At 69.3% G+C, this 12,155-nt stretch carries 12 protein-coding genes; 9 read left to right on the top strand and 3 right to left on the bottom strand.

The features are described from left to right. The first annotated feature begins 112 nt into the window (after positions 1-112). The 8 genes from ACFZDJ_RS50790 to ACFZDJ_RS50755 all read left to right on the top strand — a co-directional run bounded on the left by ACFZDJ_RS50790 (position 113) and on the right by ACFZDJ_RS50755 (position 5,491). Positions 113-1,270, top strand: coding sequence for a SpoIIE family protein phosphatase (locus tag ACFZDJ_RS50790; RefSeq protein WP_390939206.1), 1,158 nt, complete (start codon positions 113-115; stop codon positions 1,268-1,270). A 290-nt stretch (positions 1,271-1,560) separates the two neighbouring features. Further along, positions 1,561-1,923, top strand: a complete 363-nt coding sequence (locus tag ACFZDJ_RS50785) for a cation:proton antiporter (protein WP_390939204.1) — start codon at positions 1,561-1,563, stop codon at positions 1,921-1,923. Between the two features lie 82 nt (positions 1,924-2,005). Then, positions 2,006-2,149, top strand: coding sequence for a hypothetical protein (locus tag ACFZDJ_RS50780; protein ID WP_391069761.1), 144 nt, complete (start codon positions 2,006-2,008; stop codon positions 2,147-2,149). Positions 2,150-2,414: 265 nt separating this feature from the next. Then, positions 2,415-2,549, top strand: a complete 135-nt coding sequence (locus tag ACFZDJ_RS50775) for a hypothetical protein (RefSeq protein WP_391069759.1) — start codon at positions 2,415-2,417, stop codon at positions 2,547-2,549. 132 nt (positions 2,550-2,681) lie between these two features. Then, positions 2,682-2,876: a hypothetical protein gene (locus ACFZDJ_RS50770; RefSeq protein WP_391069757.1), complete on the top strand. Its 195-nt coding sequence runs from the start codon at positions 2,682-2,684 to the stop codon at positions 2,874-2,876. 280 nt (positions 2,877-3,156) lie between these two features. Further along, positions 3,157-3,885: a helix-turn-helix domain-containing protein gene (locus ACFZDJ_RS50765; protein ID WP_391069755.1), complete on the top strand. Its 729-nt coding sequence runs from the start codon at positions 3,157-3,159 to the stop codon at positions 3,883-3,885. Positions 3,886-3,981: 96 nt separating this feature from the next. Beyond that, complete coding sequence (locus ACFZDJ_RS50760; protein ID WP_390939196.1) at positions 3,982-4,536, top strand: dihydrofolate reductase family protein; 555 nt, start codon at positions 3,982-3,984, stop codon at positions 4,534-4,536. A gap of 220 nt (positions 4,537-4,756) precedes the next feature. Continuing rightward, positions 4,757-5,491 carry a helix-turn-helix domain-containing protein gene (locus tag ACFZDJ_RS50755; protein ID WP_391069753.1) on the top strand — a complete coding sequence of 245 codons (735 nt, stop codon included), beginning with the start codon at positions 4,757-4,759 and terminating at the stop codon, positions 5,489-5,491. Here ACFZDJ_RS50755 and ACFZDJ_RS50750 read toward each other — a convergent pair. The 3 genes from ACFZDJ_RS50750 to ACFZDJ_RS50740 form a co-directional block, all read right to left on the bottom strand. Continuing rightward, positions 5,424-5,996, bottom strand: a complete 573-nt coding sequence (locus tag ACFZDJ_RS50750) for a dihydrofolate reductase family protein (RefSeq protein WP_390939192.1) — start codon at positions 5,994-5,996, stop codon at positions 5,424-5,426. The genes ACFZDJ_RS50755 and ACFZDJ_RS50750 overlap by 68 nt on opposite strands. A 204-nt stretch (positions 5,997-6,200) precedes the next feature. Next, positions 6,201-6,551, bottom strand: a complete 351-nt coding sequence (locus tag ACFZDJ_RS50745; protein WP_391069751.1) for a winged helix-turn-helix domain-containing protein — start codon at positions 6,549-6,551, stop codon at positions 6,201-6,203. A 432-nt stretch (positions 6,552-6,983) separates the two neighbouring features. Next, positions 6,984-8,606, bottom strand: a complete 1,623-nt coding sequence (locus tag ACFZDJ_RS50740; RefSeq protein ID WP_391069816.1) for a glycoside hydrolase family 76 protein — start codon at positions 8,604-8,606, stop codon at positions 6,984-6,986. A 613-nt stretch (positions 8,607-9,219) separates the two neighbouring features. Here ACFZDJ_RS50740 and ACFZDJ_RS50735 point away from each other — a divergent pair. Next, the gene (locus ACFZDJ_RS50735; RefSeq protein WP_391069749.1) at positions 9,220-12,120 is read left to right on the top strand and encodes an alpha-L-rhamnosidase; all 2,901 of its coding nucleotides are present in this window, start codon (positions 9,220-9,222) and stop codon (positions 12,118-12,120) included. Positions 12,121-12,155: the final 35 nt, after the last annotated feature.

Below are 12,155 nucleotides of genomic sequence, written 5' to 3'. Positions count from 1 at the left end.
GTCGACGCCTGATCCGGCGCGTGCGGGACGCGCTCCGCAGCCTTGACGGCGCATTGCCGATAGTTCCTGGCTGCGCTAGCAAGCCGTCCTGGGGCGGTGCACTGTGGAACATGTGGGGATCTGGAATCGCTTTGCCGGCTTCGGCCCGCGGCAGTCGAACCATGCGCTGCTGGCGATCCCCGTCCTGCTCATCGTGATGATCACGGTCGTCGACGTCGTGGCCCCGGCCGACATCCACCTGGGGCCGCTGCTGGTGATCGCGCCCGCGATCACCGCCTCCTTCGCCGGTCCCCGGCTGACCGGGGCGATCGGCGTCCTGGCGCTCGCGACCCAGGCAGGCATCGGCCTGCACGACGGCACCCTCTTCTCGCGCAACGTCGTCGTGCAGATCGTCGCCCTCGCCGTACTGACTCTTCTGATCGTGGGCTACTCCGTGGTACGCGAGCGGCACGGACAGGAACTGGCCCAGGTGAGATCGGTCGCCGAGGCCGCACAGCACGTACTGCTGTGGCCGTTGCCCAGCGGGATCGGCCCCCTGCGTACGGCGTCGGTATATCTGGCCGCCGAGGACGAGGCCGAGATCGGCGGAGACCTGTACGCCGTCACGCGTACCGACAACGCCACGCGCGTGCTCATCGGAGATGTCCGGGGCAAGGGCCTGGCTGCCATCGGCGAGGCCGCCCTGGTGCTCGGTGCGTTCCGCGAAGCCTCCCATCAGCACGCCGAGCTCATCGCGCTGACGGACGCGCTGGAACAGAGCGTCGGTCGCTACCACGGCGAATTCACCGCGCCGGAGGACGAGGCCGGGGCCGAGGAGCGCTTCGTGACGGCCCTGTTGCTGGAGATCCCCGACGATGCCGCCATCGTCCGGATGACCAGCTGCGGGCACCCGGCGCCCCTGCTGCTCAACCCGGAACACTCCGTCACCGCACTGAGGCTGCACCCCACACCCCCACTGGGAGTCGGCGTCCTGGGCCCGTCGGCGCGCACGCTGGACGTGTTCACCTTCGAAGCCGGGGAAACCCTCCTGCTCTACACCGACGGCGTCGTCGAGGCGCGCAATCAAAGAGGTGACTTCTACCCGTTCGCCGAACGAGCCGCCCAGTGGACCGAGTGCGGCCCCGAACCACTCCTGCGTCACATCCGGTGTGACCTCCTCGCCCACGTCGGCGGACGCCTCGGCGACGACGCCGCGCTCATCGCCATTCGCCGGGCGCCCACCCACTCCGGCCACCACCTCCCAAGGCTCATCCACACCGAGCGAGCCTGAGCGAGTGCCTGGATCGTGGTCACGGCGACCGGACTCGTGGAAACGTGCGACCTCAGCGGTGACCACCGGTGACAATCCCATGGAGGCGTGAATTCCGGGGGGTGGGTGCCGGACTCCCAGGAGCGCAGCTCCTGAGAAAGGCGTGACCTGGTTACACGTGTGTCGAGGCGCCACGGTAGAGCCATGAACACGAACGCGGCACCACACCCCTTCGTCGGCATGCGGGTGACGCCGGACGGCCATGGGCCCAAGAGTGCACGGCCGTACGCGCCACAGCAGAGGTAACCGACATGGAAAGCCGGGAACTGATCGTTGTCGTCGCCGTCGGTGTACTGGCGATGGGCTGGCTGTCGCGTCGTACGGGCCTGAGTGAACCGCTACTGCTGCTCGGCGCAGGCTGCCTCATCGGACTGACACCATCCTTCGCCGCGTTCGCGCTGTCCCCCGACGTCGTCCTGTTCCTCTTTCTCCCCGCCCTGCTGTACTGGGAGGCGCTGACCTCCTCGGTGCGCGAGATCCGCAACAACTTCCGCAGCATCGCTCTGCAGTCCACCGGGCTGGTCCTGGCCACCGCCGTCGCCGCCGTGGCCCACGCGTTGGGCTACAGCTGGTCCGGCGCCGGCTGCCCGAGCCCCTGCTCCACAGCGCGCTGAGTGTCGCCGCCCCCTTCCTGGCCTACCTGCCCGCCGAACTCCTGCATGTGTCCGGCGTCCTCGCGTCGTCACCTGCGGCCTCGTGACCACCCGATTCGGCCCCCGCGTCATCGGTTCCGACGCCCGCATCCAGGCCGTCGCCTTCTGGGAAGTGGCCAGTTATCTGCTCAACACGCGCTGTTCATCCTCGTCGGCATCCAACTGCTCGCTGCGGTCCGGGCATTGACCTCGGTCTCCCTGGCGCAGGCCGCGATCGCCGCCTGCGCCGTGAGCGTCGCTGTGATCGGGACACGGCTGCTGTGGTTCTACTCGGTCCCCTATCTGGTCAGGTTCCTGGACTGGCGTCCTCAGCAGCGGGACCGCCGTATCACCGCCCCTCAACGCCTGCCGCTGGCGTGGGCGGGGATGCGCGGAGCCATCTCGCTGGCCGCGGCGCTGACGGTGCCCGCCGCATCGCCGAGGGACATGTCGTCGAGCAACGCGACGCCGTCGTGTTCATCACGGCTGTCGTCATCGTCGTCACCCTGACGTTCCTCGGTCCCACACTGCCGACCGTGGTCCGCCGGGCCCGCTTCCCCGAGGACGAGGACAAGACCGCGGAACGCACCCTCGCTGCCATCTTCTGAATCTTCGCAGGGAATCCCGGCCTTCGGGCCGGGCGGGAATGCGATCCTCGGCCCGGAGGCGCGAAGCGCCGGAGTTCTCTGCGTCTGCGGGGTGACGGTCAGGCCGGGCGCTTCTGGTTGTCGATGTAGTCCTTGACGCGGCGCCTCGAACTCGCCCTGCTTCAGGTCAAGCGGGACACCCTCACAGACCTGCGCGACGCCGGCCGCATCGACGACATCGTCCTCCGCACCGTTCAGGAAGTGCTCGATGTGGAGGAGGTCCGTCTGGGGAGGAAGTCGAATCACGCGGCGGCGGAGTCTTCCCGGGACGACCGGGCGCACTCCTAAGTGGTCGGCTCCGGAAGTCCTTCGGGGGTTGATCATGCGGCGAGGCGGAACGAGGATTCTTCCTGATGATCGGCGGCGTGCCGGTCGAGCCTGGCCAGCAGATCGTCCAGGGCGGAGTGGTGAACTTCCCCGATGTGGCTGGGCTTCCCACGCGCCTTGCGGGCATCGGGCCACTGGCCGCGTTCAGGCCGAGCCGCACTGATCCTCCCCGCGCATCTCGCACGCGCTCTGGCCGTCCGGACGACGTGACACACTGGCCGTTCAGGCAGCGGTGAACGGGGTGATCCGGTTGGGTCTGGAGATCGAGAGCCGGCCGTCGGAGCTGCCGTACATCGAGCGGGTGTGGCGCAGCCGCAGCGACGACGTGGGCAGAATGACGTCGATCGCGACATCGCACTGGGAGCTCGTCTTCTGGGAGCAGCACGGTCAGGTCCGGGCGGCCGTACTGGGCCCGGAGCCCAAGGCCTGCCTGGCCCCCGTCCCCAAGGACGCCACGTTCTTCGGCATCAGCTTTGCCCTCGGCACCTCGATGCCGCACATACCGATCAGTCGACTCGTGGGCGGTAGCGCGGAGATACCCGACGTGACGCGGCGCTCCGTCTGGCTGAAGGGCTCCGCTTGGCACCCGCCCGATTACGACAACGCGGAGGCGTTCGTACGGCGCATGGTGCGTGAGGGCATCGTGGACTGCGACCCGATCGTGCCCACCGTGCTCGACAGCGCCACCCCCGACCTCTCCGAGCGCACCCTCCAGCGGCGCTTTGTCGCGGCGACGGGCCTCACCCGGGGTGCCATCCGGCAGATCCACCGCGCCCGCGAGGCGGCGGTACTGATCCAGGAGAGTGCGCCGGCCCAGGACATCGTGCACCGGCTGGGCTACTTCGACCAGCCGCACCTGGCGCGGTCCTTGACCCGGTACATCGGCCGGACCGCCACTCAACTGAGCGCTCCGGACAGGGCGGAGCCCCTGTCGCTTCTGTACAAGACCTCAGCTTCGATGCCCGCATAGTGTTCCTGGCGTAGCCGACGGGGTCGGCTCGTCCCGGTCAAAGGGCCGTCCCGGCTCGGACCGGGCAGACGACCCCGGACTCATCACGGAGGAATCATGCGCAAGGTCGTTTCGGGTCTGTTCGTCTCGCTCGACGGTGTCGCCCAGTCGCCGAACGAGTGGCAGTTCGCTTTTGACGAGGAGATGGGCGCGGTGCTGGGGGAGACGCTGGAGACGGCCGACACGATTCTGCTGGGCCGGGTGACCTTCACCGAGTGGGCCGGGTACTGGCCGACGGTGACCAGCGGCGAGGACGTCGGCTTCGCCAAGTGGATCAACGATTCGCCCAAGTACGTCGTCTCCTCCACGCTGGACAGTGTCGAGGACTGGGCGAACAGTACGCTCATCAACGGCGATCTGGCGGCCGCGATCGAGGAGCTCAAGGCGGGCGAGGGCAAGGACATCACCGTCGCGGGCAGCCCGACGCTGGTGCGTTCACTGCTGGAGCAGGACCTGCTGGACGAACTGGTGCTGCTGATCCACCCGGTGGTGGCCGGCGAGGGCCGCAAGAAGCTGTTCACTGATGACGCCCCCCTGAAGAAGTTGCAGCTGGTGAGCGCCCGGCCGACCAGCAGCGGAGTGATCATCGCGACCTACCGTCCGACACGCTGAGCGCTGCTCGGCGCGGGCGTGAGCCCACGAGAAGCCCCAGCAGCAGGAAACGGCAGGCCCAAACCCGGTGCGGCAGGCTACGGCCCATCATGATCCGCTTCTCCCGATCGGCCTGCCTGCCCTGCCCGTTGCGGTTGCCCGCCCCATAGCCGCGACCCCGGCCGAACGCGAGCGGCTGAAGAAGATGGCCTAGGGCCACAAGACCGAGCACCGGCTGCGGATGCGCGCGCAGGTGGTGCTGCACGCGGCGCGCGGACGCTCCAACGCGCGCATCGCCCGCGAGACGGGCCTGCACGTGGACACCGTCCGCTGCTGGCGGCGCCGGTTTGCCGAACGGGGCTTGGCCGGGCTCACCGACCGTAAGCGCTCGGGCCGCCCGCCCGCGTTCACACCGCTGCACACCGCCCAGGTCAAGGCGCTGGCCTGCCAGTTGCTCGCCGAGACAGGGGTGCCGCCGGCCCGCTGGTCGTGCCCGGAGCCGGCGCGCGAGGCCATGCAGCGCGGCATCGCCCCGTTCGTCTCGGCCTCCACCGTGCGCCGATGGCTCGCCAACGACGCGCTCAAGCCGTGGCAGCACCGCTCCTGGATCTCCATCACCGACCCCGACTTCCGCCCCAAGGCCCAGCGCGTGCTGGACCTGTACGCCCGCACCTGGCAAGGCCGGCCGCTGGGCGCGGACGAGTACGTGATCAGCGCGGACGAGAAGACCTCCACCTACACGAGCCCGTGCCGACCGGCACCCTGGACGCTACGGCTGCAGACCGAGCGCCTGCGGTCGATTCAACAAGTCAGACACTCCCGGTTGCGCTCGGATCGGCGTGCGCCCGGGTACGGGCGGCCGGGTGTCGTCAGGGGCCGGGGCGGACGGGCGGATTGCCGGGGCTTGGTCAGCGGACGACATCGAGGACGTTCATCTGCAGGCCGTTGGAGTACACGGCGTGCTCGACGAGCTTGAGCTTCTGGGTGTCCTTGTCGGTGGCGGGGAACAGGCGCTTGCCCGCGCCGAGCAGCAGCGGGTGGACGAGCAGGTGGTAGCGGTCGATCAGGCCGGCGTCGGCGAGGCTGTGGTTCAGGGCGACGCTGCCGTGGATGATGATCGGGCCTCCGTCGGTCTCCTTGAGGGCGGCGACCTCGTCGAGGGAGCACAGGATGGTGGTCTCGCCCCAGTTCGAGACGAGCTTGTCCTCGGTGAGGGTGGTGGAGACGACGTACTTCGGCATGGTCTTGTAGTGGGCGAACTCGTTCATGTCCGGCCACACCGGGCTGAACGCCTCGTAGCTGGTCCGGCCCATCAGGACCGCGGTGGATTCCTGCTGCTCCCGCCCTTTGATGTCGAACGCTTCGGGGACGAACTCGACGTCCTTGAAGGTCCATCCGGAGTTGCGGTAGCCGGGTTCGCCGCCCGGGCCTTCCATGACGCCGTCGAGCGAGATGAAGGCGGAGCTGATCAGGGTACGCATGCTGGTTTCCTCGGGTTTCTGGTGTGCGGATTTCGATTGCTCGCCGCCGCTTCGACCACGTTCGAGGCGGCGGCCTCCTGGTGAGGAGTCTTTGCGGGCCACCCCGGAGGGAGGCCGGTGCGGCGCTGTCGGCATCGGGTGCGTTCCCGTGGCGGGGCCGGGGTGCCGGCCGCGCGGACGGGCGTCCGGACGCGCCTGCGGTCGTCAGCCGAGAAGTCCCCTCAGCCACTGGTGCCAGGCCGCCTCGGCGCCGCCCGTGTCCGGCCCGAACAGGTGGTGGGACATCAGCGCGGTGGCGGCGATGTAGGAGGCGGCGGTGGCGCGGCACACCCGCTCGCTGAGGTTGCCTTTTCGCCGTTGCTCGGCGACCTCGACCAGCCCATGCCGCCCCAGCTCCTTCAGTCGGTGGTTGGCCTTCTGCCGGGGCAGCCCCAGGCGGGCGGCCGGCATGGCGGCCGCGCAGGGCTCGGTCGGGGCGGCGAGGGTCCGGGCCCGTATCGGGTCCGGGGACGCCTCGGCCACGGCGGGTTCTTCGATCACAGCGACGTCCAGCACCGCTCCAGAATCCATCCGACAAAAAAAATTGTCAAGGCGAGAAATATTGTCGGCGAGGGGATTGCCGGTGCGGTGCCGGAGAGTGGCCGGAACACGCACCCGTCCGGGACCGACTCGAAGGGGCTGGTCAGAGCCAGATGGTGGGGAAGCCGGTACCGGTCCGTGTGCCGCGCAGGTCATGGGCACGGTGGTCGAACAGCAGATGGCCGTCAGGACCGTGCGTTCCAAGACGCGGATGGCGTTCACGACCGGGGCGATCGCCACCCGCGGAACCCGCGGAGTTCGCTGGTCCTCCCCGGAGCGGACGGATTCCAGGGGAGGCCGATCAACGGGACCAGGCATCCGTGCGCCCAGGTGTACGGCACTCATCTCGCGCACCGGCTCGCACGCGGGTCGGGGACCCGCGTGCGAGCCGGCTTTCGGAACCGGCCGTCAGCCCGCGGCGGCGGTGAGCGCTTCGAGGGCGCCGGCCTGGGTACGCCAGTCGGTCTGGTTGGGGCTGGTGCCGGCCCAGCGTTCCCCGAGGGCGTTGAGGGAGTTACGGTCCCGCGCCCACAACGTGTCCGCCTGCTTCTGGACGTAACTCTGGTAGGTGCTGGAACCGGTCGCCTTCGCGAGGTCGGCGAAGTTCCGCATGAAGATGCCCTTGAACTGCTTCTGGTTGTCGTCGCAGGACGCGGAGCCGATGTCGCACGACTCGGTGAGCACTCCGTCCCGGGTCAGCGTCGGGCTGCTGACGGCGGCGTCGGCCAGGGTTCGTGCGGTGGCCAGCAGGGAGCTGTCCCCGGTCGTCCTCCACAGTTCGGTGAAGCCGCCGATGGCCAGTCCCTGGTTGTAACTCCACACGGTGCTGCCGTTGTTGGCGCAGGCCGAGGTGAGCCCGTCGTTCACCAGCCCCGAGGAGTTGATCATCCCGCTGGCCTTGTACCAGGCGGCGGATGTCCTGGCCCGCTGCAGCCACACCGTGTCGCCCGGGATGCGCTGGTGCAGCGCGGTGGTCAGCCAGAGGTACTGTCCGTTCGTCACGGCGTTCTTGTAGGTGCGCTCGCGGTCCCACCACACGCCGCCGCCGCAGGTGCTGGGGTCCCAGTACTGCTGGACGTAGTTGGCGATGGTGACCGCCTCGTTCAGATAGCGGGAGTCACCCGTGTAGTCGTACGCGTCGATCCAGGCGATGGCCCACCAGCCCGAGTCGTCGATGGAACGGCTGATGAAGTCGCCCTCGATCGCGTCCGAACTGCGTACACCGGCGGCGAAGGAGCCCTTGCTCTGGTCGAAGGTGCGCGCGATGACCCAGTCGTAGTTGTGCGTGCCGGTGGTCCTGGCGAAGTCGATGAGGGAGGTGAGGGTGGCGGCGGAGTTCCACCAACTTCTGGGCCACCAGCCGTTGTACGGGTCGTACGAGGTCATCAGCGTGTCCGCCGCGGCGCGCGCCCTGGTCGGCGCGGGCCTGACCCACGCGGTGCAGCTGCCCTCGTTGTGGCTCGCCTCCCGGCCGCACGCGCGGACCGCGCCGCCGTAGAGGAGGCCGCGCGGGTCGCGGGTCGCGTACATGGCGGTACGGGCGCCGGTGGCCCCGGAGGGGGTGCTGGTACGGCCGAGCGAGGAGCCGTCCGGCCAGGTCGAACCGCCGTCCCAGGAGCGGTCGAGCCAGATCTCGTCGCCGGCGCCCCCGGTGTCGATGCTCGCCCAGGCCATGGAGTTCTTCTGGTCGACGTGCAGCCGGATCGTGCGGCCGTACAAGGTGGTTGACGGCACGGGCTGGTCGTCGCCAGCCGCCTGGCCCGCGCTCGTGCCGTCGCAGAGGGTGTCGCAGACGGTGGGGTAGACCCAGTTCGTGCAGCCGACGCCGGCGGCGTCGCCGCAGGCCCGGACGAGGCCGCGTCGGTGGTTGCGCGGGTCGGTGATGTTGTACATCAGCGTCCTGGTGCCGGTCCAGGTTCCCGGGATGCTCGCCTTGCCGAGCAGTCCTTCCCAGGTGGCGCCGCCGTCCCAGGAGCGGTCCAGCCACACCGAGTCGCCGGTCACGCCGTTGTCGATGCTGGCCCAGGCCATGTCGTCCGCGTCGGACACGTGCAGTTCGAGGCGACGGCCGTTGAGGTCCTTGTTCGGCACCGGGAAGCTCTCCTGCCGGGCCTGTGAGGGGTCCAGCGTGTCGCAGGCCAGTACGCACACCTGGGTGGCGGCGCCCGCGGGCGTCGCGGCCGGGACCAGTGCCACGAGCGCGAGAGCGGCTGTCAGCAGGAAGCTGAGAAGCCGTGGTCTGACAACGATGTCGGAGCTTCGTAGGGGCACCGGAACTCGCCTCGATTTCACGATGGGGGACGCCGGTTGGCGGGCGTGACGGGAGCCGACGGCTCGCACGGAGCCGCGCCGGGGAAATGGATCAATGGTCCATACCTGTGCCTGTCTCCGAGGCAGTGAACCGGCTCGCCCCTGCCTTGTCAATGTCGCAACGGGCGTCTTTTTTCACAGGAGTTGACGGTTGCCGCGATGGGTTGACACCCGCTTTTCGGGCGCCCATCATCGGTGCGAACTTCGGCGAGTCATCTCGCACCCCTGCTGTTTCTTCAGTCCCAGGCCTGCACCGGCAATTTTTTTGAATCGATTCAAGCGATTGGTCGCCGAATCGAGCAGTCAGTTTCCGCACCCGATCCGGGAGGTACTCATGCGCCGCCGCCGGCCCCCGCTGAACCGAAAGCCCAGTCCAGGGCGCCTACTCGGCCTCGCCACGGTGGTGGCCGCCGCGCTGGTCGCGGCACCCGCGCCGCCTGCCGGCGCGGCCCCTCCCACGTCCCTGTCGGCAGCCACAACGTCCGGTGCCCGGGCGGCACTGGACGCCCTGAACTACTCGCCGACCTCACGCACCCTCAAGCCGACCGCCGTCTACCGCACGTCGGGCAGCGTCGCGAACCCGCAGAACGTCCTCAGCGGACAGTCGACGCGGATCTCCGGCGCACAGTCGGCCATCACTCTCGACTTCGGCAAGGAGGTCGGGGGTCTGGCAACGTTGTCTTTCGGCAGCACCAGCTCCAGCGGCCAGCGGGTCGGCCTGGCCTTCAGCGAGTCGTCCCTGTACGTGGGCAACAACAGCGACCGCAGCAGCGGCCGCGACGGCGAGGACGGCGCCCTCTACGCCACGCCTTCCGCCAACGGCACCTACACGATGCCTGCCGCTCAACTGCGGGGCGGCTTCCGTTACTTGACCGTCTTCCTCGACACCTCGGGCTGGGTGGACCTCAAGGGCGTCAGCCTCGCGTTCACCGCCGCTCCGGGGAAGGCCAACCCGGCCGACTACGCCAACTACTTCTCCTCCAGCGACGAGCTGCTCAACAGCATCTGGTACGCCGGGGCGTACACGGTGCAACTCAACACGATCGCCTCCAACCAGGGCCGCGCCTGGCCCCCGCCCGCCTCGGCGTGGGACAACAGCGCCACCGTCGGCGTGGGTGACTCCGTCCTGGTCGACGGCGCCAAGCGCGACCGTACGGTGTGGCCCGGCGACATGGGCATCGCCGTACCCACGCAGTACGCGTACTCCAACGACCTCACCTCGACCCGCAACGCGCTCACCACGATGTACGACGCGCAGTCGGCGGCGGGCGAAATCCCCTGGTCCGGCCCGCCGTTCAACCTCACCGGCTCGGACACCTACCACACCTGGACGCTGCTGGGGACGTCGACCTACTACACCTACACGGCCGACCGGGCGTGGCTGGACTCCGAATGGTCCAACTACAAGCGGGGGATGGCCTTCATCACCAACAAGATCGACGGCAACAACCTGCTCAACGTGACCCGCACCCAGGACTGGGCCAGGGTCGGTCAAGGCGGCGAGAACATCTCCGCCAACGCGCTGCTGTACGGCGCGCTCAAGGGTGGTGCCACCCTTGCCACGGAGGAGGGCGACAGCGCGCTCGCCGCGAGCTGGAACGCCAAGGCGGCCGCCATCAAGTCCGCCGCCAACTCCCTGCTGTGGGACGCCGCGAAGGGCCTGTACAAGGACAACCCCACCAGCGGCCTGTACCCGCAGGACGGCAACTCCCTCGCCGTCTGGTACGGGTTGAGCGACTCCACGGCCAAGTCGAAGAGCATCATCGCGGGGCTCGGCAAGAACTGGGGCATCTACGGCCCCACCACCCCGGAGTGGGGCGGCAACGTCTCGCCCTTCGCCGGCGGCATGGAGCTGAACGCCCGCTTCACCGCCAACGACGACTACACCGCCCTGGACCAGATCCGCCGCACCTGGGGCCACATGCTGACCAGCGACATCGGCACCAAGAGCACCTTCTGGGAGGGCGTCAAGGCCGACGGCGGCCTCGCCTACGGCGGTTCGTTCATGAGCCTGGCCCACGGCTGGTCCACCGCGCCCACCTCCACGCTCACCTTCGACGTGCTGGGCACCGCACCGGAGTCGGCGACCGGCGCGTTCCGCTTCGTCCCGCACCCAGGTGACCTCACCAGCGCCGAGGGCCGCATCACCATGCCCCAGGGCGCCATCAACGCGTCCTGGTCCCGCGACCCCGCCGCCGGCACCTATACGGCGCACCTGACCAGCCCGTCCGGCACCACCGGCCGCATCGGCGTCCCGAAGTTCGGCGGCGGCAACATCTCGGTGTCCGTGAACGGCACCGCCGTATGGCGGAACGGAACCTTCACGCCCACCTCCGGCATCACCGGCGCGAGCCAGGACGACACCTACGTCTACCTCACCGGCGTCGCCCCCGGCAGTTACACCGTGACCGCCGCCGGACTGGGCAATCCGTCGCCACCCGCCGACCCCGGTACCGGCGTCCTGCGGCCGGGCTTCACCCGGTGCGCGGGCGAGGGCGGCACCTGCACCTTCAGCGGCACCCGCTCGGTGGCCTACGGCGCCGGGACGTACACGTACAAGACGGTGACCGGCAGCACCGCCTGCACCAACGACTCCTTCGGCGGCGACCCGGCGTCCAATCTCGTCAAGTCCTGCTACGTCGCCGACGCGGGCGGCCCGCCCGGATACACCGCCTGCGCGGCCGAAGGCGGCACGTGCGCCGTGCCCGGCTACAACCGCGACGTCGCCTACGGCGCCAACGGCAACTTCGTCCACCAGGTTACCAACGGCTCCGTCGACTGCTCCAACGCCCACTTCGGCGATCCCATCGACGGCGTCGCCAAGTCCTGCTACCTGCCCCCCGACGGAGCCCCGGCCGGCGGCTGGACCAAGTGCGCATCCCAGAACGGAACTTGCCCGGCCGCGGCGGGACAGCCGGTGATGTACGGCGCCTTCGGAGCGTTCACGACGAGCACGGCCACCGGCGACACCCCGTGCACCGACGCCACGTTCGGAGATCCGATCCCAGGCGAGTCGAAGGCCTGCTACACCGCCACCGGCGGTCCGGTCGGCTACGCCGCCTCCTGCTCCGCCGAAGGCGGCACGTGCGCCTTCAGCGGACAGCAGACCGTCGCCTACGGCGCCCGGGGCCGTTTCCTCTACAAGGCGTTCACCGGCGGCACCGGCTGCACGACGGCGGCGTTCGGCACCGATCCGCTGCCGGGCGTGATCAAGACCTGCTACCTCACCTCCTGAGCAGCGCAACGCCTCCGGCAGCCTCCGTTCCCCGC

Source organism: Streptomyces sp. NPDC007896, from assembly GCF_042959425.1.
GTDB lineage: Bacteria > Actinomycetota > Actinomycetes > Streptomycetales > Streptomycetaceae > Streptomyces.
The sequence above is the reverse complement of the archived record's forward strand: the minus strand, read 5'-3'. Positions and strand labels throughout refer to the sequence as shown.